Here is a 22,107-nt window from a genome sequence, read left to right as displayed (position 1 = left end):
GGCAGTGAACGTGAACCTGCGTTAAAGGATCGAGCGGGAATACGAAAATATTCCAACTAGGGTGGCACCACGGGTATAACTCTCGTCCCTACTATAAGTGTATAGTAGGGGCGGGAGTTTTTTTTATTTTCATCATTGACGATAAATGTATATTTTATAAGGAATACATAGGAGGTCTACACATGGGATATAACATTCCAAGAGGAACACAAGATATTCTGCCTGGAGAATCAGAGCGCTGGCAGTATGTTGAACAAATCATGAGAGACACTTGCCGAACTTATCAATATAAAGAAATCCGCACGCCGATTTTTGAGCATACAGAACTGTTCGCCAGAGGCGTCGGGGAGTCTACGGATATTGTGCAAAAAGAAATGTACACCTTCCAGGACCGCAAAGGCAGAAGCCTGACGCTTCGCCCCGAGGGAACTGCTGCAACAGTTCGCGCTTTTAATGAAAATAAATTATTTGCAAATCCTGTTCAGCCGACAAAGCTGTATTATGTCGGGCCGATGTTCCGTTACGAACGTCCGCAGACGGGCCGTTACCGCCAGTTTTATCAGTTTGGCATCGAAGCGATCGGTTCGAAAGACCCTGCAATAGATGCTGAAGTAATGGCGCTGGCGATGGGTATTTACCAGAAGGCCGGCTTGAAAAACGTCAAGCTTGTGATAAACAGTCTTGGCGATCGGGACAGCCGCAAAAGCTACAGAGAAGCGCTCGTGAAACACTTTGAGCCGCACATCGAGGAATTTTGTTCAGACTGTCAGTCACGCCTGCACACCAACCCGCTCAGAATTTTGGATTGCAAAAAGGACCGGGATCATGAGCTGATGAAATCGGCACCTTCTATTCTTACTTACTTAAATGAAGAATCAGCCGCTTATTTTGAAAAAGTGAAGCAATATTTAAACGATCTCGGCATTTCTTATGAAATTGATCCTAACCTTGTGAGAGGGCTGGATTATTATAACCATACCGCATTTGAAATCATGAGCAATGCGGAGGGCTTTGGCGCGATTACAACGCTTGCCGGCGGCGGACGCTATGACGGATTGGTCGAACAAATCGGCGGACCAGAGGCGCCCGGCATCGGATTTGCGATGAGCATTGAACGCCTGCTTGCCGCAATTGATGCTGAAAAAAGAGAACTGCCGGTTGACCAGGGAATTGACTGCTATATCGTGACGCTTGGCGAAAAAGCGAAGGATTATTCCGTTTCGCTGGTATACAAACTGAGAGAAGCCGGCATTTCCAGTGAGATTGATTACGAAAATAAAAAAATGAAAGGCCAGTTTAAAACAGCTGACCGCCTCAACGCCAGATTTATTGCGATTTTGGGAGAGGATGAGCTTGCTCAAAACAAAATCAATGTAAAGGATGCAAAAACAGGCGAACAGATTGAAGTGGCTCTTGATGAATTTATACATGTGATGAAAGCAAACCAAAAGGGATAAGGAGTGGAACGCATTGTTTGGAAGAACATATTATTGCGGCGAAATGACTGAAAAAGCAATTGGCGAATCTGTAACGCTGAAAGGCTGGGTCCAAAAAAGACGGGACCTCGGCGGATTGATTTTTATTGACTTGCGTGACCGTACTGGAATTGTTCAAGTCGTTTTTAACCCTGATGTATCAAAAGAAGCACTTGCTATTGCGGAAGGCATCAGAAACGAATACGTTCTAGATATTCAAGGAAAAGTGGTTGCGCGCGAAGAAGGCACAGTGAATCAGAATTTGAAAACAGGCGCGATTGAAATTCACGCTGATGCAGTGACTGTATTGAGTGCGGCGAAGACACCTCCGTTTGCTATTTCTGATCAAGCGGAAGACGTATCAGAGGATGTTCGTTTAAAACACCGTTACTTAGATTTGCGCAGACCGGCTATGTTTCAAACAATGCAGATGCGCCATAACGTGACAAGAGCTGCTCGGAGCTTTTTAGATGAAAACGGGTTTCTTGATATTGAAACGCCTATTTTAACCAAAAGCACACCTGAGGGCGCACGTGATTACTTGGTGCCGAGCCGTGTGCATGAAGGTGAGTTCTATGCGCTGCCTCAATCTCCGCAGCTATTTAAACAGCTTCTGATGGTCTCAGGTGTGGAACGCTATTATCAAATTGCCCGCTGCTTCCGCGATGAGGACCTGCGTGCGGACCGCCAGCCTGAGTTTACGCAAATCGATATTGAAATGTCCTTTATGAGCCAGGAAGACATCATGTCATTGGCTGAGGATATGATGGCAAAGATTATGCGGGAAACGAAAGGTGTGGAACTCAAGCTTCCTCTTCCTCGAATGACGTATGACGAGGCGATGAACAAATACGGTTCTGATAAACCGGATACTCGCTTTGACATGCTTTTAACAGATGTGTCTGACATTGTAAAAGATACTGAATTTAAGGTGTTCTCATCAGCTGTGGCAAACGGCGGTGTAGTCAAAGCCATCAACGTAAAAGGCGGAGCCGGCGATTACTCAAGAAAAGACATTGATGCTCTAGGTGCGTTTGCCGCAAATTACGGAGCGAAAGGACTTGCTTGGGTGAAGGTCGAAGCAGACGGAGTGAAAGGCCCAATCGCCAAATTCTTTGATGATGAAAAGCAGTCTAAGCTAATTGAAGCGCTTGAAGCCGCTGAGGGTGACTTGCTGCTGTTCGGAGCGGATAAATTCGAAGTTGTTGCCGCATCACTCGGCGCCCTGCGCTTAAAGCTTGGGAAAGAACGCGGACTCATTGACGAAAACCTCTTCAATTTCTTATGGGTGATTGACTGGCCGCTTTTAGAGCATGATGCGGAGGAAGGCCGTTTTTACGCAGCGCACCATCCGTTTACAATGCCTGTCCGTGAAGACCTTGAGCTGATTGAAACAGCGCCTGAGGACATGAAAGCGCAAGCCTATGACCTCGTCTTAAACGGCTATGAGCTTGGCGGAGGATCGATCCGTATTTTTGAAAAGGATATTCAGGAAAAAATGTTTACACTGCTTGGCTTCACAAAAGAAGAAGCAGCCGAACAGTTTGGATTCCTTCTTGAGGCATTTGAATACGGCGCTCCTCCGCACGGCGGAATTGCGCTTGGCTTAGACCGTCTCGTTATGCTTCTTGCCGGACGGACGAATTTGAGAGATACCATCGCCTTCCCGAAAACGGCAAGTGCAAGCTGTCTGATGACAGATGCGCCGGGAGAAGTAAGCGACGCACAGCTTGATGAGCTTCATCTTTCTCTCAAATCAAAAGTAAAGAACTGAATGTGCAGTTCGATTCTTGAAAATCAAAATTGTCTGTGATATGATTTTGACAAGTTAAATAAAGTCCTGATGTGTTAGTTGTACACCTAGTTTTGACCGAACATTTTTTTGATTTGGGAGCCCGCATTTTTAAATGGCGTACATGCCTCTTTTCATTCGGTAAAGAGGACTTACAAGATTTAAAAGAGGGCACCCACCTGCTGAGAGCGGGTTCAAAACAAAGGAAAGCTGCAACGGCACAATTGGGACTTTATTTTTTATGCGCAGAAAAAACGGCTGTTTGTGTAACAGCCATTTATCATAGGAAAACCAGATTACGAATGTGGAGTGAGGTTCTTGTTACACCAGTTTTCACGCAATGAATTAGCTATTGGAAAAGAAGGCCTTGAAACGCTGAAAAACAGCACAGTTGCTGTGCTCGGAGTTGGGGGCGTCGGATCGTTCGCAGCGGAGGCGCTTGCACGTTCAGGCGTCGGGCGCATCCTGCTTGTTGATAAGGATGATGTGGACATTACAAACGTAAACCGTCAGCTTCATGCTCTTCTTTCTACTGTCGGTCAGCCGAAAGTAGATTTAATGAAAGCGCGGATTGCGGACATTAACCCTGAGTGTGAAGTGATTTCATTAAAAATGTTCTATACGGAAGAAACGTATGAGCAATTCTTTGAGTATAACCTTGACTATGTGATTGATGCGTCAGACACCATTCATTATAAAATCCATTTAATGAAAGAATGTCTGAAACGTGATATTCCGCTGATCTCCAGCATGGGTGCTGCGAACAAGACAGACCCGACACGTTTCCAAATCGCTGATATTTCTAAAACGCATACTGACCCGATCGCAAAGGTGGTTCGTACGAGACTCCGTAAAGAAGGCATCAAAAAGGGCGTTCAAGTCATTTTCTCCGATGAAAGCCCGATTGTGATCCGGGAAGACGTCAGAAAAGAAGTCGGAAATGACGATGCGAAAATTCGCAAAGCCAAAATGCCGCCGTCCTCTAATGCTTTTGTGCCGTCTGTTGCAGGCTTGATTATGGGCGGTCATGTTGTCATGGATCTTTTGAAAGAGATTGAAATTAAACGCGTGAAGGATAAATAATGGAATAAAAAACAGCCTTGAAGCATATTCAAGGCTGTTTTTTTATTTTCTTTTTACTAATTTATCGTACACCTGCTTTAACGCAGATTCAAATTTACCAGTCTGCTTCGGTTTGTAATATTGCTTGTTCTTTAAAGGATCAGGGAGGTACTGCTGTTCAACCCATCCATTTTCATAATTATGAGGGTATTTATAGTCGATGCCTCTTCCTAGTTCCTGTGCCCCTTTATAATGCGCGTCTTTTAAATGTTTTGGGACATCGCCGATTTTTCCTGCTCTGATGTCCGCGAGCGCTTCATCGATAGCTAGAATAGCTGAATTGGATTTCGGCGAGAGGCAGAGCTCAATGACCGCATTGGCCAGCGGTATGCGCGCTTCAGGGAACCCAATCCGTTCGGCGGTCTGAACTGCGTGCAGCACCCTCGGCCCTGCTTGCGGGCTGGCTAAGCCGATATCTTCATAGGCGATAACCAACAGTCTTCTCGCGATGCTTTCCAAGTCACCCGCTTCAATTAATCTAGCCAAATAATGAAGAGCGGCGTTGGCATCAGAGCCTCGGATCGATTTTTGAAAGGCGGACAATACGTCATAATGCGCATCACCGTCTTTATCGTGAGAAAAACTCTTTTTCTGCAGGCATTCTTCCGCAGTCTCTAATGTAATGTGAATCACGCCGTCCGCAGACTCCTTTGTTGACAATACAGCAAGCTCAAGCGCATTTAAAGCGGAACGGACATCGCCCCCGCATCCTTGGGCAAAATGCTCCATCGCCTGATCATCAATAGAAACGGAGTATGTGCCAAGCCCCCGGTGCTCATCATGAAGAGCCCGATCCAAAGCCTGTTTAATCAATTCGGGTGTTAATGGCTCAAGCTCAAAAATCTGCGTGCGGCTTCTGATGGCCGGATTTATGGCGTGATATGGGTTAGCTGTAGTGGCGCCGATTAAAATAATCATGCCATTTTCTAAATAAGGCAATAGAAAATCCTGTTTTCCTTTATCAAGTCTGTGGACTTCATCCAAAATCAAAATGACCTGGCCAGACATTTTGGCTTCTTGAGCTACGATCTCCATATCCTTTTTATTGTTAATAACGGCATTCAGCTTGCGGAAAGCAATACTTGTTGAACCGGCGATTGCTGTTGCGATTGAGGTTTTTCCAATTCCGGGCGGCCCGTACAAAATCATCGATGACAAATGTTTTGCCTGAACCATTCTGCCGATAATTTTATCTTCAGCCACCAGATGCTGCTGGCCGATAATATCCTCTATTTTCGTCGGACGCATCCGATATGCCAATGGCTTCATCATCATCTCTCCTTACTTAATTACAGGGTAACGGAAATCCGGAAATTAGAAAAGGGGGAAGCCGCGTTTCCGCCGGCTTCCATGAAAATTCGAACAAGGTATGCTATAATAGCAGTTGGTCTATTATTTAATAAACGGACGAATTATATAGAAATTACCATTATATATGTGGAAAATCATGAAATAACAGAGGTGTTCATGTTGAAAATATCAACTAAAGGAAGATACGGTCTCACCATTATGATCGAGCTCGCGAAAAAGCATGGCGAAGGCCCGACTTCATTAAAAAGCATCGCACAGACGAATAATCTGTCAGAGCATTATTTAGAGCAGCTGGTATCACCGCTCCGAAATGCGGGCTTAGTCAAAAGCATCAGAGGCGCTTATGGTGGATACGTATTAGGAAGTGAGCCGGATGCCATTACAGCTGGAGACATCATCCGCGTGCTTGAAGGCCCGATCAGCCCTGTGGAAGTGCTCGAAGACGAGGAGCCTGCCAAACGGGAGCTGTGGATCCGCATACGGGACGCTGTCAAAGAAGTGTTAGACAGCACAACATTAGAGGACCTTGCCAGCTACACAGATGGAGAGCAAGAAGCTTATATGTTCTATATTTAGATCAGAGGTGTAAAACAAAATGGAACGGATTTATTTGGATCACGCCGCAACGTCTCCGATGGATGATCGCGTGTTGGAGAAAATGATACCGCATTTCTCCGGAAATTTCGGCAATCCATCCAGCATTCATTCATTTGGAAGGGAATCACGGAAATGGGTGGACGAAGCAAGAGCGCACATTGCAGCTGAAATTGGTGCGGCAGAACAGGAAATTATTTTCACTAGCGGGGGAACGGAAGCTGACAACTTAGCGATAATGGGAACTGCGCTTGCCAGAAAAAATCAGGGAAAACATATCATCACGACAAAAATTGAGCATCACGCCGTGCTTCACACATGTGAAAAACTGGAGGAAGACGGATTTGAAGTGACATATCTGGATGTTGATCAAAACGGCAGAGTCAGTGCAAATCAGGTGAAAGAAGCACTACGTGATGATACAATCCTTGTGACGGTGATGTATGGAAATAACGAAGTCGGAACTGTGCAGCCGATCGATGAAATCGGCCAGCTGCTGAAGGAACACACGGCTTATTTTCATACCGATGCTGTTCAGGCATTCGGGTTTTTTTCAATTGATGTGAAAAGCAGCCATATTGACCTTCTGTCTGTTTCTGGGCACAAGCTCAACGGGCCAAAAGGGACAGGCTTTTTATATGCAAGTAAAGATGTAAAGCTTTCTCCGTTGTTATTCGGAGGAGAGCAAGAAAAAAAACGCCGTGCCGGAACAGAAAATGTTCCGGGAATTGTCGGGCTGAAAGAAGCGGTCAAGCTGTCGGGCGAAGATCGGGACGAAAAAAACGAGAAGTATCAATCGTTTAAAACAATCATAGCCGGCACGCTTAAGGATGCCGGTGTGGCATTCGAGATCAATGGAGATCAAGAGCATAGCCTTCCGCATGTCATGAACCTTTATTTTCCCGGTGTATCTGTGGAGGCACTGCTGGTAAATCTTGATATGGCGGGAGTCGCGGTCTCCAGCGGATCAGCGTGCACGGCTGGTTCAGTCCTGCCGTCACATGTTCTGACTGCCATGTTTGGTGAAGAGAGCGACCGGCTGACGTCCTCAATTCGAATCAGCTTCGGTCTCGGCAATACGGCTGAGCAAGTGAAAACCGCTGCCAAACATGTGGCTGCTGTTGTAAAGCGGCTGACACAATAAGGCGGACTTAATTATTGGAGTGAATGAAATGGAAAAACGGCCGGAGGATACAAGAGTCGTTGTCGGCATGTCCGGCGGAGTAGACTCATCTGTGGCGGCTCTGCTGTTAAAAGAACAGGGCTATGACGTAATCGGAATCTTTATGAAAAACTGGGATGATACGGACGAAAATGGTTTCTGCACGGCGACAGAGGATTATGAAGATGTGATCCGCGTCTGCAATCAAATCGGAATTCCGTACTATGCCGTTAATTTTGAAAAGCAATATTACGAGAAGGTATTTCAATACTTCCTCGATGAATATAAAGCAGGCAGAACACCAAACCCGGATGTGCTGTGCAACAAAGAAATTAAATTCAAGGCATTTTTGGAGCATGCACTGTCACTTGGCGCCGACTATTTAGCGACTGGCCACTATGCAAGGGTCGACAGAAGCGGCGGCAAAGTCAGAATGCTGCGCGGCATTGATGAAAACAAAGATCAAACGTACTTCTTGAATCAGCTGACAGAAGATACGCTAAGCAAAGTGATGTTCCCGATCGGCGAGCTTCAAAAGAGCCGTGTGCGTGAAATTGCCAAAGAAGCAGATCTGGCAACGGCGGCGAAAAAAGACAGTACAGGCATCTGTTTTATCGGCGAACGCAATTTCAAAACATTCCTCAGTCAATATCTCCCTGCGCAGCCGGGTGATATGATGACGATGGACGGTGAAGTAAAAGGACGCCACGACGGATTAATGTACTACACGATCGGTCAGCGTCACGGCCTTGGAATCGGCGGAAGCGGCGAGCCTTGGTTTGCGGTCGGTAAAGATCTTGAAAAGAACATCCTTTACGTCGACCAAGGGTTCCACAACCCGCTCCTCTACTCCGATAAAATCACAGCGACTAATATCAGCTGGGTTCGTTCGGATATAATGGATGGCGAAGAAATTTCCTGCACAGCCAAATTCCGTTACCGTCAAGAAGACCATAAAGTTACAGTTCGAATGACTGGAGAAGGCGAAGCGGAGGTTATTTTCGACGAGCAGGTTCGTGCTGTCACACCGGGACAAGCCGTTGTCTTCTATGATGGCGAAGAATGCCTTGGCGGCGGAACCATTGATGACGTATATAAAGATGGCACAAAATTGTGGTATGTATAAAATGAAAAAACCTCAACAGCGAGTTGGGGTTTTTTAATGAAAGGAAGATGACTGTGGATTACAATGAAGCCGGTATAGCGGCAATGCAGGAAGGCGATTACGAAAAAGCGGCAGAGGCTTTTACAAAAGCGATTGAAGAAAACAAAGAAGACGCAATTCCGTATATTAACTTTGCGAACCTGCTTTCATCCGTAAATGAACTGGAACGGGCTTTAGCGTTTTATGATAAAGCGCTTGAATTAGACAGCAGCGCCGCCACTGCTTATTATGGAGCAGGAAATGTCTATGTGGTAAAAGAAATGTACAAAGAAGCAAAAGACATGTTTGAAAAAGCGCTGCGTGCCGGAATGGAGAACGGTGATCTTTTCTACATGCTCGGAACGGTTCTCGTAAAGCTTGAGCAGCCTAAGCTCGCTCTGCCATATTTACAAAGAGCGGTCGAGCTGAATGAAGACGATACAGAAGCGCGTTTCCAATTCGGGATGTGCTTGGCGAACGAAGGCATGCTGGACGAAGCACTCAGCCAATTCGAAGCTGTAACAGAGCAAGACCCGGGGCACGCGGATGCGTTTTATAATTCCGGTGTCGCTTATGCTTATAAAGAAAATCGTGAAAAAGCGCTTGAAATGCTGGACAAGGCAATCGAAATCCAGCCGGATCATATGCTGGCGCTTCATGCAAAAAAACTAATCGACCCATCATAAAAAGCTCAGGAGGAGGGACGGCTCGTGCAGCAGCACCCGGATCAGCTGAAAATGGAGGAGGAGCCCTTTTTAAAAGGGACAGTAAACACCGTCATTTATCACAATGACGCCAATTTATATACGGTTCTGAAAGTGAAAGTCACAGAGACCTCCGAAGCTATTGAAGATAAAGTCGTATCCGTGACGGGCTACTTCCCTGCGCTTCAAGAAGAAGAGACCTACACGTTTTACGGAAAAACCGTTACTCACCCAAAGTTCGGACTGCAATTTCAAGCTGAGCACTTCAAAAAGGAGATCCCGACAACAAAAGAAGGCGTCATTCAGTATTTGTCGAGCGATCTGTTTGAAGGAATCGGTAAAAAAACCGCTGAAGAGATTGTGAAAAAACTGGGTGACAGAGCGATTAATAAAATTTTGGCTGATTCTTCAGTCCTTTATGATGTTCCGAGACTGTCAAAAAAGAAAGCTGACACCCTTGCCGGTGCTTTGCAGCGGCATCAGGGACTGGAGCAAATTATGATTTCGCTGAATCAATTTGGCTTCGGCCCTCAGCTGTCTATGAAAATCTATCAGGCCTATGAATCCGAGACGCTGGAAAAAATTCAGGAGAACCCTTATCAGCTTGTGAGAGACGTGGAAGGCATCGGGTTTGGAAAAGCAGATGAGCTCGGCGGAAGAATGGGGCTCTCAGGGAATCATCCTGAGCGGGTAAAAGCGGCTATTTTATACACGCTAGAAACGACATGCCTGTCAGAAGGGCATACGTACATAGAAACGAAACAGCTGATTATCGAAACCCAAACGCTGTTAAACCAGTCAGCGGCAGATGGGCAGCGCATTGCAGAAATGGATGCCGCTAACGCGATTATTGCGCTTGGAGAAAATAAGGATATTGTTATAGAAGATGAACGATGTTACTTTCCGTCGCTGTTTTTAGCTGAACAAAATGTGGCAAAGCGTGTGAAACAGATCGCAAGCCAAACTGAATATGACGACCAGTTTCCTGAATCGGAATTTCTGATGGCTTTGGGAGAATTGGAAGAGCGTATGAATGTTCAGTACGCGCCGAGTCAGAAGGAAGCGATACAAAAAGCGCTGTCGTCACCGATGCTTCTTTTAACGGGAGGACCGGGTACAGGAAAAACAACGGTAATCAGAGGCATTGTGGAATTGTATGGAGAACTTCACGGTGTTTCACTTGATCCGTCGGATTATAAAAAAGATGAAGCCTTTCCGATTGTGCTGGCCGCGCCTACAGGCAGAGCGGCGAAACGAATGAGTGAGTCAACTGGTCTTCCGGCTGTTACGATACACCGGCTGCTCGGCTGGAACGGTGCGGAAGGATTTACTCATACAGAGGACCAGCCAATTGAAGGGAAGCTTTTGATTATCGATGAAGCGAGTATGCTCGATATATGGCTTGCGAATCATTTGTTTAAAGCGATCCCTGATCATATTCAAATTATCATTGTCGGAGACGAAGACCAGCTGCCTTCCGTCGGACCCGGTCAAGTGCTCAGAGACCTTTTGGCATCCCAGGTGATTCCGACTGTAAGACTGACAGACATCTATCGACAAGCGGAAGGATCGTCCATTGTCGAGCTTGCCCACGAGATGAAAAACGGGCTGCTTCCAAATAACCTGACTGCTCCGACAAAGGATCGCTCCTTTATTCGCTGCGGTGGTTCGCAAATTAAAGAAGTGGTTGAGAAGGTTGTCGCGAATGCATTGAAAAAAGGATATACGGCAAAAGATATTCAGGTCCTCGCCCCGATGTATAGAGGGAAAGCTGGAATCAATGAGCTGAATGTGATGCTGCAGGATATTTTAAACCCTCCAAAAGAAAAGCGGAGGGAAATTAAGTTCGGCGACGTTGTCTATAGAACCGGGGATAAAATTTTGCAACTTGTCAATCAGCCGGAAAACAATGTGTTTAACGGCGACATTGGAGAAATCACTTCCATTTTCTATGCGAAGGAAAACACAGAAAAAGAAGACATGGCTGTTGTCTCTTTTGACGGCAATGAAATGACGTTTACGAAAAAAGACTTCAGTCAGTTTACTCATGCGTATTGCTGCTCTATTCATAAATCGCAGGGCAGTGAATTTCCGATCGTGGTTCTTCCTGTAGTGAAGGGCTACTATAGAATGCTCAGAAGAAACCTTCTATATACCGCTATCACGAGGGCGAAGAAATTTCTCATTTTATGCGGGGAAGAGGAAGCGCTGGAGTGGGGCGTGAAAAATAATGACGCGACTGTCAGACAGACCTCACTAAAAAACAGGCTGTCAGCGCAGGTGGCTGAAATGGATGCTGAGCTTGCAGCTTTGCAAAAAGAGCTCCCGTTCAGCGTGCACGACGCAAATATCGGAATGGAAGGCATTACGCCATTCGATTTTATGAAAGAAGAACAGCTGTAAAAGGGGCTCCCGTGTTTGCGGGGGCTTTTTTCATTGGGGGTGGAAGTGATTTCATCGTATGTGTCAAAGGTGAAAAGCAAAACCTAAGCCTGTTCAACAAAAGGTGGTTGATCACACTTTGAGAACATGCCATGAGGTAGAAGGATTTCCTGTATATTCAGAACAAACTTCTGTTTATCTTGGGACGATTTCTGATATTTGTTTTTCTCTTGAAGGAAATTGTCTCGGATTTATTCTTGAACAAAAACGTCTTTTTCATAACCATCATGCGCTTTTACGTGCATGTGATATCAGTTGCATTCTTCATGACCGGATATTGGCTGCAGTCAATGCAGAGCAGCTTCTGCCTCTTCCGAAATCATGCTTCACATATGAGCAGATGAAAATGAAGCTCGTGAAATCGCAAGAGGGTGATATTTTGGGGATGCTGGAAGATGTATACTTTTGTTTGGACAGGGGCATAATCGTAGCATATGAACTCTCGGACGGTTTCTTTTCTGACTTGGCGGGATGTAAACGCCACATCCAAAGAGCAGATTCGCTTGTAGAGGTGCGGAAAGACGAGATCGTTCTGAACGGATAGAGGTGTGAGTATGCTTATATGCCCGAACTGCAAAAGTAAGGACATCGGGAAAATCGGCGTGAACCAATATTATTGCTGGGGCTGTTTCATTGAGCTGACAGTGGTCAAGGGGAAGATTGAAACTCATCAAGTGGAAGAAGACGGAACGCTAAGCAGCCTGGATGATTTGTTTTCTGAGGATGAACGCAGCATCAATTTTTAATATCGAAAGGAGATGCGCAGGATGAATCGGACAATGACTTCTCTTTTGGCGATGGGAGCTGGGGCTCTCGTGTACCGAATGGCGACTCAATCTGACATGCTGAATAATAATCGAAGCATGAAGCGGATGAGAAAAAAAATGATGAAAATGTTTTAAGGAAAGAAGGATACTCTCTTTAGAGTATCCTTTTTATATAAGCCAGCAGTGAAGGGAAAACATAAAAGAATAATTCCTTATAATCCTCAAAAGATATAGGAGAGGTGAAAGCAGATGCTCCAGAAACCGGTGCAGCTTTTGTTATGGGTGGCCATTTGTTTATTGGTCCTGTTAACAGTCTATGTCTTTTGTATGCTTGATATGTTATGGTCACCCCTGTGGCTCGTCATAAAATCAATCTTTATTCCCTTGATCATTTCTATTTTTATTTCTTATTTATTACTGCCGGTCACTGAGTGGCTTCATGACAAAGGTCTGCCAAGGACATTAAGCATTTTGGTCATTTATGTTCTTTTTTTTGGCGGGCTGGGATGGGCATTATATAAGGGTGTGCCCGTTTTAATTGTTCAGCTGACGGATTTATCAGAAAATATACCTATGTTTGCCGAGACGTACAATGGGCTCCTTCTTCATGTGCATAATCATACAGATGACTGGCCGGACGGCATGCATCACCGCATAGACAAAATGATTAGGCAGACGGAGGCGTTTTTCGCCGGCACAATCGAAGGGGCAATCAGCGGAATCCGTAAAGTGCTCGACTATTTCTTAATCGCGGCAACAATTCCTTTTCTCGTGTTTTATATGGTTAAGGACATCGAATTAATGAAAAAAACGGTGTGGTATTTGACGCCGAAGTCGTGGAGGAAGCGGGGCAGCGCTTTTTTGCTAGATGTAGATGATTCTCTCGGTGATTACATTCGCGGCCAGCTGCTCGTCTGCTTGATTCTCGGAGCCGTAGCCGGTATTACGTTTTGGATATTTGGCCTTCCGTATCCGCTGATACTAGGTCTTATCTCGGGTATTACGAATGTCATCCCGTACTTCGGGCCCTTTATCGGCGCTATTCCTGCGCTTTTAATTGCGATGACGATGTCTGTGAAGGCCGTCCTTGTCGTTGTCATTACAGTGTTCGTGCTTCAGTTTTTGGAAGGAAATGTCCTCAGTCCGTTCATTGTCGGCAGAAGCCTCAAGATGCACCCTGTAGTGATTATGCTTGCGCTTCTTGCCGGAGGAGAGCTGGCGGGGATTGTCGGCATGATTCTGGCAGTGCCTGCTGCGGCTGTTTTAAAGGTGATGATGATCCATTTTCTGCGGATGCGGACGGAGCATTGACATTGGCGTGCCGCTTGTCTATAATTTCTCGTAGAATACATACGAATCTCGAGTGACGGATCTGAGTACGCCGAAGCCCTGTTAAAGAGAGAAGCTCCGTAAGCTGAAAGGAGCTTTATCAGAAGATCGGAGGAAGCTAATCCTGAGTGCAGTTAATCGCTGCCGCACATCCTGCGTTATGGGATGAAAGGTGACGGGCGAATCATAAGGCCCGTAATCAGGGTGGTACCGCGAGACAGCTCTCGTCCCTGTGTAAACGTGTGGTTTGCATAGGGGGAGGGCTTTTTTGCTGTCACTGAAGAGAATTTCGATTTTTATAGAGGAGGAAATACAATGAAACACTTAACTTCTGCTGAAGTGCGTCAAATGTTTTTGGATTTCTTTAAAGAAAAAGGACATGCTGTAGAGCCGAGCGCGTCATTAGTGCCGCATGAAGATCCTTCACTGCTTTGGATCAACAGCGGTGTTGCAACGCTGAAAAAATATTTTGACGGCCGCGTTGTGCCGGAAAATCCGAGAATCGTAAACGCTCAAAAAGCAATCAGAACAAACGATATTGAAAATGTGGGTAAAACCGCGCGCCATCACACATTCTTTGAAATGCTTGGAAACTTTTCCATCGGCGATTACTTTAAAGAAGAAGCGATCACATGGGCTTGGGAGTTTTTAACGAGTGACAAGTGGATTGGTTTTGATGAAGAGCTTCTTTCTGTTACGGTTCATCCGGAAGATGAAGAAGCATATGAGTTCTGGGCGAAAAAAATTGGTATTCCGGAAGAAAGAATTATTCGCCTGGAAGGGAACTTCTGGGACATCGGCGAAGGGCCGAGCGGACCGAACACAGAAATTTTCTACGACCGCGGTGAAGCGTACGGGAACGATCCAGATGATCCAGAGCTTTATCCTGGGGGAGAAAATGACCGTTACCTTGAAGTATGGAACCTTGTATTCTCTGAGTTCAACCATAACCCGGACGGCACCTATACGCCGCTTCCAAAGAAAAACATTGATACAGGCATGGGACTTGAAAGAATGGTATCTGTCATCCAGAATGTCCCGACAAACTTCGATACTGATTTGTTTGTCCCAATCATCAAAGCGACAGAAACGATTTCTGGTGAAGCATACGGCCAAGACAATGTAAAAGACACTGCATTTAAAGTCATCGCCGACCACATCAGAACGGTTGCTTTTGCTGTCAGTGACGGTGCGCTTCCGTCAAATGAAGGACGCGGCTATGTATTAAGACGTTTATTGCGCCGCGCTGTGCGTTATGCCAAAACGATCAACATCAACCGTCCGTTCATGTACGATCTTGTTCCGGTTGTTGCTGAGATCATGGCTGCTTTCTACCCTGAAGTCAAAGAGAAGGAAGAATTCATCTCAAAAGTCATTAAAACAGAGGAAGAACGCTTCCACGAAACACTGAATGAAGGGCTTGCCATCTTGTCAGAAATGATCAAAAAGGAAAAAGATAAGGGCAGCAGCGTCATTTCAGGTGCGGATGTGTTTAAACTTTACGACACGTACGGATTCCCAGTTGAACTGACTGAAGAATATGCGGAAGACGAGAACATGACAGTTGACCATAAAGGCTTTGAAGAAGAAATGAACCAGCAGCGCGAGCGGGCCAGAAATGCTCGTCAGGATGTCGGCAGCATGCAGGTGCAGGGCGGCGCATTACGCGACATAACAGAAGAAAGCACATTTGTCGGCTACTCCCAAACAAAGGCTGATGCCAATGTGATTGTGCTTCTGCGGGACGGCCAGTTAATTGACGAAGCGCATGAAGGCGAAACTGTACAGATCATTCTTGACGAAACACCTTTCTATGCGGAAAGCGGCGGTCAAATCGGCGACAAAGGCTTTTTACGCAGCGAGCAGGCAGTGGTAAAAGTGAAAGATGTGCAAAAAGCGCCGAACGGCCAGCATGTGCATGAAGGTGTTGTCGAGAGCGGAACCGTTCAAAAAGGCATGCATGTAACAGCTGAGGTTGAAGATCATATGAGAAGCGGCGTCATTAAAAACCATACGGCAACGCACTTATTGCACCAGGCATTGAAAGATGTTCTCGGAACGCATGTCAATCAGGCGGGCTCTCTTGTAACTGAAAACCGCCTTCGTTTCGACTTCTCACACTTCGGGCAAGTGACAAAAGAAGAGCTCGAACGAATTGAAGTTATTGTAAACGAAAAGATTTGGGCAAGCATCCCGGTCAGCATAGATTTGAAACCGATCGCTGAAGCAAAAGAAATGGGAGCTATGGCTCTGTTCGGAGAAAAATACGGTGACATTGTAAGGGTTGTTCAAGTTGGAGATTACAGCCTTGAGCTTTGCGGCGGATGCCATGTCAGCAACACAGCGGAAATCGGCTTATTTAAAATCGTATCTGAGTCTGGAATCGGAGCTGGCACTAGACGGATTGAAGCTGTAACAGGACAAGGCGCTTACGTAGAAATGAACAGCCAGATCTCCGTTTTGAAGCAGACTGCCGATGAACTGAAAACAAATATCAAAGAAGTGCCGAAACGCGTTGCTGCGCTGCAGGCTGAGCTGAAGGAAGCGCAAAGAGAAAATGAATCTCTTCTGGCGAAACTCGGCAACGTTGAAGCAGGCGCCATACTATCAAAAGTAAAAGAAGTTGATGGTGTCAGCGTGCTTGCGGAAAAGGTAAACGCCAAAGATATGAACCATCTCCGTACAATGGTTGATGAACTGAAAGCAAAAATCGGCTCTGCGGTCATCGTGCTTGGCGCTGTGCAAAATGATAAAGTCAATATTTCTGCCGGTGTTACTAAGGATCTGATTGAGAAAGGCCTTCATGCCGGCAAGCTTGTTAAACAAGCCGCGGAAGTTTGCGGCGGAGGCGGCGGAGGCCGTCCGGACATGGCACAGGCAGGCGGAAAGCAGCCGGAAAAATTAGAAGAAGCCTTGGCTTCTGTAGAAGATTGGGTGAAATCCGTTTTATAATTTGCCCATGTAGTGTAGAATGATGGTAAGATAAGGACCCCAGGCTGAACTTTGCCTGCGAATTTGGGAAAGAGGTGCAAAACGGTGAGCTCGTTTGATAAAACGATGAAATTTAATTTCTCCGATGATTCTGCCGAAACTAACGTAAATGAGGTGCTGATTACAGTGTATGACGCGCTTCAGGAAAAGGGCTACAATCCAATCAATCAGATTGTCGGATACTTGCTGTCAGGTGATCCCGCTTATATTCCTAGGCATCGTGACGCTCGCAATTTAATTCGCAAACTTGAAAGAGACGAATTAATCGAGGAATTGGTGAAGTCTTATTTAGAACAGCATAAAGAGGCGTAAATAAACAATGAGAATATTAGGGCTCGATTTAGGAACCAAGACACTCGGTGTTGCTCTGAGCGACGAAATGGGCTGGACTGCTCAAGGCATTGAGACCATAAAGATAAATGAAGCAGAGGGCGATTACGGATTACCTCGTTTATCTGAACTGACAAAAGACTATACTATAGATAAGATCGTGCTCGGCTTTCCTAAAAACATGAATGGAACTGTCGGACCGAGAGGCGAAGCCAGCCAAGCATTTGCGAAAGTGCTTGAAACCACGTACAATGTACCTGTTGTGCTGTGGGACGAGCGTCTTACCACAATGGCGGCTGAAAAAATGCTGATTGCCGCTGATGTCAGCAGGCAGAAACGAAAAAAAGTCATTGATAAAATGGCGGCTGTTATGATTCTGCAAGGATATCTTGACAGTTTAAATTAAAGCCAGAGGTGAATATAATGGAACACGGCGAAAAAAATATTACAATTGTTGACGATCAAGGAAATGAACAGCTTTGCGAAGTGCTGTTTACATTTGAAAACGAAGAGTTTGGCAAATCTTATGTTTTGTACTACCCAATTGAGACAAAGAATGACGAAGAAGTAGAAATTCTTGCTTCCAGCTTTACGCCAAACGAAGATGGTGAAGACGGCGAACTATTCCCGATCGAAACCGATGAAGAATGGGATATGATCGAAGAGACATTAAACACGTTTTTAGCGGAAGAAGACGAAGAGTAAAACCGCGCAAAAGCCGGAGCCTATACTGCTCCGGCTTTTTTTCTGCTTATCAAGAGACGTTTTTTTGTAATAAATTGCCGAAACAGCATGAATCATGTAGTATAAAAGCTGATGGGAGGAGACCTTATGTATATTAATCAGCAAAAAAAATCATTTCTAAATAAAAAAAGAATTGTACTGTCTTCCGTTATTGTGCTGCTTCTCATCATAGGCGGAGCATTTTTATATGGGAAATCACTGCTGGAACCTGTTGAAAAAAACAATAAAACGACAGTTAATATTAACATTCCGAGCGGATCATCTGTATCTGCGATCGCATCGATTTTGAAGGAAAACAATGTCATAAAAAGTGAAAAGGCATTTCAGTATTATGTGAAATATAAAAAAGCTTCGGGATTCCAAGCCGGGTACTATCATCTGAACAAAGGAATGGATCTGGATGCCATTATCAAGAAGCTGACAAACGGGGCTACAAGCTACGCCTTTCAAATTACGGTGCCTGAGGGGAAACAGCTGACACAAATCGCCACAGCCATTGCTGAGGAAACGAAATACTCAACAAAACAGGTCATGGCAAAGCTGGACGATAGAACGTTTATCAATCAGCTGAAAAAGGAATTTCCGGACACCGTTACAAACGATGTTTTTCAGAAAAATATAAAGCAGCCGCTGGAAGGATACCTATTCCCGGCTACATATCCATTCCACGATCCGGATACGTCGCTTGAGGACATCATAACTGAGATGATGAAACAGACAGATTCTTATGTGAAGACATACAAAACAGAAATGAAGAAAGAAAAGCTTTCTGTGCATAGGCTGCTGACGATGGCTTCTTTGATCGAAGAGGAAGCGACTGAAAAAGCCGATCGCCATAAAATATCCAGCGTCTTTTATAACAGGCTGAAAAAGAAGATGCCGCTTCAGACAGATCCGACCGTCTTGTATGCGGCTGGCAAACATAAAGACCGGGTGCTTTATAAGGACCTTGAAATCGATTCGCCGTACAATACGTATAAAAACACCGGTCTGCCGCCAGGTCCGATTGCCAATGCCGGAATGTCTTCTTGGGAAGCGGCGCTTCATCCGGATAAAACGGACTATCTGTACTTTTTAGCAAAATCAAACGGTGAGGTCGTATTTACGAAAACATTAAAAGAACATAATAAAGCAAAAGAAAAATATATTTCGGCAAAAAATCAGAAATAAAAGGAGAGCAAAAGCTCTCCTTTTATTCGCATTTCGTAAGGTTTTATGATAAAATATATCGGGTTGTTTACTAACGTATACAAGTTGTGCTCAGAGAGTGTCCTGTGTCAAAGACTGGGGCACTCCTTTTTAGAACGGGAGGCTGTTTGTTGTGACAGACCGCTATGAACAAATAAATGACTATATAGAAGCATTATTGAAGCCTCAGCCGGATAACGTGAGGAAGCTGGAAGCATATGCGGAAGAACATCATGTTCCGATTATGGAAAAAGCGGGCATAGAAGTGCTGCTCCAAATCTTGTCAGTCAAACAGGCGAAGAAAATACTGGAGATCGGAACGGCTATCGGTTACTCGGCCATTCGAATGGCGCTGGCACTGCCGTCTGCAGAAATATATACGATTGAACGCAATGAGACACGCCATGAGGAAGCTGTTCACAACATAAAGGATTTTCAGCTTGATGACCGAATCCATGTGTTTTACGGGGACGCGCTTGAATTAGCAGAAGCCGTTCATGTCACAGCGCCATATGATGTGATTTTCATTGATGCTGCTAAAGGTCAATATCAAAACTTTTTTCACTTATATGAACCGATGCTTTCGCCAGACGGGGTGATTTTAACAGACAATGTGCTGTTTAAAGGTCTGGTGGCAGAGGATTACAGCAAAATAGAATCAAAAAGAAGGCGCAGGCTGGTATCGAAAATCGATGAGTATAATCATTGGCTGATGAATCATCCGGATTATCAAACTGCGATTATCCCTGTTGGGGACGGGCTTGCGATTAGTAAAAAGAAGAGGTGAACGTCATGAAAAAACCAGAGCTCTTAGTCACACCGACAAGTACGGCAGACATTTTGCCGTTGATTCAGGCGGGGGCAACTGCGTTTTTAGTTGGGGAACAGAGATACGGTCTGAGATTAGCGGGGGAATTTTCTCGTGAAGAGGTAAGGAAAGCTGTAGACATTGCCCATAATGAAGGAGCAAAAGTATACGTTGCCGTAAACGGAATTTTTCATAACGATAAAGTGGGAGAACTTGGCGATTATCTTGCTTTCTTAGCGGAAACGGGCGTTGATGCAGCTGTATTCGGCGATCCTGCCGTTCTTATGGCTGCGCGTGAATCAGCGCCGGATCTGAAGCTTCATTGGAGCACAGAAACGACAGGAACCAACTATTACACATGCAACTACTGGGGACGTAAAGGCGCGGCTCGATCTGTGCTTGCCAGAGAATTAAATATGGACAGCATTGTCGAGATCAAAGAAAACGCAGAAGTTGAAATTGAAGTTCAGGTGCATGGAATGACCTGCATGTTCCAATCGAAACGTTCCTTGATCGGAAACTATTTCGAATACCAGGGCAAAGTCATGGACATTGAAAGAAAGAAAAAAGAATCCGGCATGTTCCTGCATGATAAGGAGCGCCATAACAAATATCCGATTTTCGAAGATGAGAACGGCACACATATCATGAGCCCGAACGATGTGTGTATCATTGATGAACTTGAAGATCTAATAGATGCGGGAGTCGATTCGTTCAAAATCGACGGTGTTCTGAAATCATCTGAATACTTAGTGGAAGTCACCAGCATGTACAGAGAAGCGATTGATCTGTGTGCGGAAAACCGTGACGAATATGAAGCGAAAAAAGAAGACTGGATCGAACGCATTGAAAACATTCAGCCAGTAAACAGAAAAATAGATACCGGCTTCTTCTTTAAAGAAACGGTTTATTAATGAAAAGGAGGTTACGCTATGACTGCCGTAAATGATAAGATTTCTAAAATAGTTGATGGTAAGCGTGTCATTACGAAAAAGCCAGAGCTTCTCGCGCCTGCGGGGAATCTTGAAAAACTGAAAATTGCTGTACATTACGGAGCGGACGCCGTCTTTATCGGAGGGCAGGAATACGGGCTTCGTTCAAATGCGGATAACTTTACGATTGAAGAAATCGCAGAGGGCGTGGAATTTGCGAAAAAATACGGCGCAAAAATTTACGTCACAACAAATATTTTTGCTCATAACGAGAATATTGATGGGCTTGAAGAATATTTAAAAGCTCTCGGCGACGCCAACGTTGCCGGCATCATTGTGGCCGATCCGCTTATTATCGAAACCTGCCGCAGAGTAGCGCCTCACGTTGAGGTTCATTTGAGCACGCAGCAATCTCTCTCCAACTGGAAGGCTGTTCAGTTCTGGAAGGAAGAAGGGCTTGACCGTGTGGTGCTGGCCCGTGAGACAAGCGCGCTCGAAATCAGAGAAATGAAAGAAAAAGTAGATATCGAAATTGAATCCTTTATCCACGGTGCGATGTGTATTGCATACTCCGGCCGCTGTGTCCTGAGCAATCACATGACAGCCCGCGATTCCAACCGCGGAGGCTGCTGCCAGTCATGCCGCTGGGATTATGATTTATATCAAACCGACGGGGCCAATGCCGTTGCTTTATACAGTGAAGAAGATGCTCCGTTTGCAATGAGTCCGAAAGACTTGAAGCTGATTGAGTCGATTCCGAAAATGATTGAAATGGGCATCGACAGCTTAAAGATTGAAGGACGGATGAAATCCATTCACTACGTAGCGACAGTTGTCAGCGTATATCGTAAAGTAATTGACGCTTATTGCGCTGATCCCGATAACTTTGTGATTCAAAAAGAATGGCTGGAAGAGCTTGATAAATGCGCCAACCGTGACACTGCGACAGCCTTCTTCGAAGGAACACCAGGCTATGAAGAGCAAATGTTCGGCGAGCACGGCAAAAAAACAACATTTGATTTTGTCGGCTTAGTGCTGAATTATGATGAGGATACACAAATGGTCACTCTTCAGCAGCGCAATTTCTTCAAAAAAGGTGACGAAGTGGAATTTTTCGGTCCGGAAATCGAAAACTTTACACATACGATTGAAACCATTTGGGACGAAGACGGAAATGAGCTAGACGCTGCCCGCCATCCCCTGCAAATTGTCAAATTCAAATTAGACAAAAAGATTTATCCGAGCAACATGATGAGAAAGGGGAAGTAATCA

At 45.2% G+C, this 22,107-nt stretch carries 21 protein-coding genes, 1 other RNA gene and 1 other annotated feature (1 of these 23 running past the window's edge); of the genes, 21 read left to right on the top strand and 1 reads right to left on the bottom strand.

Annotation, left to right across the window (positions count from 1 at the left end):
* Positions 1 to 93 (top strand) — a binding site (T-box leader) (it extends 138 nt beyond the left edge of the window).
* An 89-nt stretch (positions 94 to 182) separates the two neighbouring features.
* The 4 genes from hisS (at position 183) to NST56_RS14785 (ending at position 4,350) form a co-directional block, all read left to right on the top strand.
* Complete coding sequence (hisS, locus tag NST56_RS14800; RefSeq protein WP_339177435.1) at positions 183 to 1,457, top strand: histidine--tRNA ligase; 1,275 nt, start codon at positions 183 to 185, stop codon at positions 1,455 to 1,457.
* Between the two features lie 13 nt (positions 1,458 to 1,470).
* A complete protein-coding gene (aspS, locus tag NST56_RS14795) occupies positions 1,471 to 3,249 on the top strand; it encodes an aspartate--tRNA ligase (RefSeq protein WP_339177432.1) in 1,779 nt (592 codons plus the stop codon).
* A gap of 60 nt (positions 3,250 to 3,309) precedes the next feature.
* Positions 3,310 to 3,502, top strand: a non-coding RNA gene (gene ssrS / locus NST56_RS14790) — 6S RNA.
* 83 nt (positions 3,503 to 3,585) lie between these two features.
* Positions 3,586 to 4,350: a tRNA threonylcarbamoyladenosine dehydratase gene (locus tag NST56_RS14785; protein ID WP_229146653.1), complete on the top strand. Its 765-nt coding sequence runs from the start codon at positions 3,586 to 3,588 to the stop codon at positions 4,348 to 4,350.
* A gap of 42 nt (positions 4,351 to 4,392) precedes the next feature.
* Here NST56_RS14785 and NST56_RS14780 read toward each other — a convergent pair whose 3' ends face one another.
* Positions 4,393 to 5,658 carry a replication-associated recombination protein A gene (locus NST56_RS14780; RefSeq protein WP_326218079.1) on the bottom strand — a complete coding sequence of 422 codons (1,266 nt, stop codon included), beginning with the start codon at positions 5,656 to 5,658 and terminating at the stop codon, positions 4,393 to 4,395.
* Between the two features lie 201 nt (positions 5,659 to 5,859).
* Here NST56_RS14780 and cymR point away from each other — a divergent pair, with 201 nt between their 5' ends.
* The 17 genes from cymR (at position 5,860) to NST56_RS14695 (ending at position 22,104) form a co-directional block, all read left to right on the top strand.
* The gene (gene cymR, locus NST56_RS14775) at positions 5,860 to 6,276 is read left to right on the top strand and encodes a cysteine metabolism transcriptional regulator CymR (protein ID WP_003225879.1); all 417 of its coding nucleotides are present in this window, start codon (positions 5,860 to 5,862) and stop codon (positions 6,274 to 6,276) included.
* 19 nt (positions 6,277 to 6,295) lie between these two features.
* A complete protein-coding gene (locus tag NST56_RS14770; protein ID WP_268445692.1) occupies positions 6,296 to 7,438 on the top strand; it encodes a cysteine desulfurase family protein in 1,143 nt (380 codons plus the stop codon).
* Positions 7,439 to 7,466: 28 nt separating this feature from the next.
* On the top strand, positions 7,467 to 8,582 hold the full coding sequence (gene mnmA / locus NST56_RS14765) for a tRNA 2-thiouridine(34) synthase MnmA (RefSeq protein WP_286058251.1): 1,116 nt from the start codon (positions 7,467 to 7,469) through the stop codon (positions 8,580 to 8,582).
* 47 nt (positions 8,583 to 8,629) lie between these two features.
* Positions 8,630 to 9,286 (top strand): tetratricopeptide repeat protein, encoded by a 657-nt coding sequence (locus NST56_RS14760; protein ID WP_081720842.1) that lies wholly within the window; start codon positions 8,630 to 8,632, stop codon positions 9,284 to 9,286.
* A 24-nt stretch (positions 9,287 to 9,310) separates the two neighbouring features.
* Positions 9,311 to 11,707: an ATP-dependent RecD-like DNA helicase gene (locus tag NST56_RS14755; RefSeq protein WP_339177426.1), complete on the top strand. Its 2,397-nt coding sequence runs from the start codon at positions 9,311 to 9,313 to the stop codon at positions 11,705 to 11,707.
* A 103-nt stretch (positions 11,708 to 11,810) separates the two neighbouring features.
* A complete protein-coding gene (locus NST56_RS14750) occupies positions 11,811 to 12,290 on the top strand; it encodes a PRC-barrel domain-containing protein (RefSeq protein WP_229146667.1) in 480 nt (159 codons plus the stop codon).
* A gap of 10 nt (positions 12,291 to 12,300) precedes the next feature.
* Entirely contained in the window at positions 12,301 to 12,492 is a 192-nt protein-coding gene (locus NST56_RS14745; protein WP_010335110.1) for a hypothetical protein, read from the top strand.
* 21 nt (positions 12,493 to 12,513) lie between these two features.
* A complete protein-coding gene (locus NST56_RS14740; RefSeq protein WP_010335109.1) occupies positions 12,514 to 12,648 on the top strand; it encodes a YrzQ family protein in 135 nt (44 codons plus the stop codon).
* Positions 12,649 to 12,762: 114 nt separating this feature from the next.
* Positions 12,763 to 13,824 (top strand): AI-2E family transporter, encoded by a 1,062-nt coding sequence (locus tag NST56_RS14735; protein WP_326333912.1) that lies wholly within the window; start codon positions 12,763 to 12,765, stop codon positions 13,822 to 13,824.
* A gap of 333 nt (positions 13,825 to 14,157) precedes the next feature.
* Positions 14,158 to 16,794: an alanine--tRNA ligase gene (alaS, locus tag NST56_RS14730; RefSeq protein ID WP_268445706.1), complete on the top strand. Its 2,637-nt coding sequence runs from the start codon at positions 14,158 to 14,160 to the stop codon at positions 16,792 to 16,794.
* An 84-nt stretch (positions 16,795 to 16,878) separates the two neighbouring features.
* A complete protein-coding gene (locus NST56_RS14725) occupies positions 16,879 to 17,145 on the top strand; it encodes an IreB family regulatory phosphoprotein (protein WP_003225903.1) in 267 nt (88 codons plus the stop codon).
* 7 nt (positions 17,146 to 17,152) lie between these two features.
* Positions 17,153 to 17,569, top strand: coding sequence for a Holliday junction resolvase RuvX (gene ruvX, locus NST56_RS14720; RefSeq protein WP_010335106.1), 417 nt, complete (start codon positions 17,153 to 17,155; stop codon positions 17,567 to 17,569).
* Between the two features lie 17 nt (positions 17,570 to 17,586).
* Complete coding sequence (locus tag NST56_RS14715; RefSeq protein ID WP_010335105.1) at positions 17,587 to 17,868, top strand: DUF1292 domain-containing protein; 282 nt, start codon at positions 17,587 to 17,589, stop codon at positions 17,866 to 17,868.
* 126 nt (positions 17,869 to 17,994) lie between these two features.
* Positions 17,995 to 19,077 carry an endolytic transglycosylase MltG gene (mltG, locus tag NST56_RS14710; protein ID WP_339177418.1) on the top strand — a complete coding sequence of 361 codons (1,083 nt, stop codon included), beginning with the start codon at positions 17,995 to 17,997 and terminating at the stop codon, positions 19,075 to 19,077.
* A gap of 151 nt (positions 19,078 to 19,228) precedes the next feature.
* Positions 19,229 to 19,882 carry an O-methyltransferase gene (locus NST56_RS14705; RefSeq protein WP_168748337.1) on the top strand — a complete coding sequence of 218 codons (654 nt, stop codon included), beginning with the start codon at positions 19,229 to 19,231 and terminating at the stop codon, positions 19,880 to 19,882.
* Between the two features lie 5 nt (positions 19,883 to 19,887).
* Entirely contained in the window at positions 19,888 to 20,817 is a 930-nt protein-coding gene (locus tag NST56_RS14700) for a peptidase U32 family protein (protein WP_268445710.1), read from the top strand.
* 18 nt (positions 20,818 to 20,835) lie between these two features.
* Positions 20,836 to 22,104: a U32 family peptidase gene (locus tag NST56_RS14695; RefSeq protein WP_095714641.1), complete on the top strand. Its 1,269-nt coding sequence runs from the start codon at positions 20,836 to 20,838 to the stop codon at positions 22,102 to 22,104.
* The last annotated feature ends 3 nt before the right edge of the window (positions 22,105 to 22,107 follow it).

The organism is Bacillus sp. FSL R5-0560, from assembly GCF_037966305.1.
GTDB classification, from domain to species: domain Bacteria; phylum Bacillota; class Bacilli; order Bacillales; family Bacillaceae; genus Bacillus; species Bacillus mojavensis.
The sequence above is the reverse complement of the archived record's forward strand: the minus strand, read 5'-3'. Positions and strand labels throughout refer to the sequence as shown.

Bases quoted from the DNA above. Each gene is read 5' to 3' on its own strand.
- hisS (WP_339177435.1), top strand. From the start codon at position 183: ATGGGATATAACATTCCAAGAGGAACACAAGATATTCTGCCTGGAGAA.
- NST56_RS14780 (WP_326218079.1), bottom strand. From the start codon at position 5,658: ATGAAGCCATTGGCATATCGGATGCGTCCGACGAAAATAGAGGATATT.
- NST56_RS14770 (WP_268445692.1), top strand. From the start codon at position 6,296: ATGGAACGGATTTATTTGGATCACGCCGCAACGTCTCCGATGGATGAT.
- mnmA (WP_286058251.1), top strand. From the start codon at position 7,467: ATGGAAAAACGGCCGGAGGATACAAGAGTCGTTGTCGGCATGTCCGGC.
- NST56_RS14760 (WP_081720842.1), top strand. From the start codon at position 8,630: ATGACTGTGGATTACAATGAAGCCGGTATAGCGGCAATGCAGGAAGGC.
- NST56_RS14745 (WP_010335110.1), top strand. From the start codon at position 12,301: ATGCTTATATGCCCGAACTGCAAAAGTAAGGACATCGGGAAAATCGGC.
- NST56_RS14740 (WP_010335109.1), top strand. From the start codon at position 12,514: ATGAATCGGACAATGACTTCTCTTTTGGCGATGGGAGCTGGGGCTCTC.
- NST56_RS14735 (WP_326333912.1), top strand. From the start codon at position 12,763: ATGCTCCAGAAACCGGTGCAGCTTTTGTTATGGGTGGCCATTTGTTTA.
- alaS (WP_268445706.1), top strand. From the start codon at position 14,158: ATGAAACACTTAACTTCTGCTGAAGTGCGTCAAATGTTTTTGGATTTC.
- ruvX (WP_010335106.1), top strand. From the start codon at position 17,153: ATGAGAATATTAGGGCTCGATTTAGGAACCAAGACACTCGGTGTTGCT.
- NST56_RS14715 (WP_010335105.1), top strand. From the start codon at position 17,587: ATGGAACACGGCGAAAAAAATATTACAATTGTTGACGATCAAGGAAAT.
- mltG (WP_339177418.1), top strand. From the start codon at position 17,995: ATGTATATTAATCAGCAAAAAAAATCATTTCTAAATAAAAAAAGAATT.
- NST56_RS14700 (WP_268445710.1), top strand. From the start codon at position 19,888: ATGAAAAAACCAGAGCTCTTAGTCACACCGACAAGTACGGCAGACATT.
- NST56_RS14695 (WP_095714641.1), top strand. From the start codon at position 20,836: ATGACTGCCGTAAATGATAAGATTTCTAAAATAGTTGATGGTAAGCGT.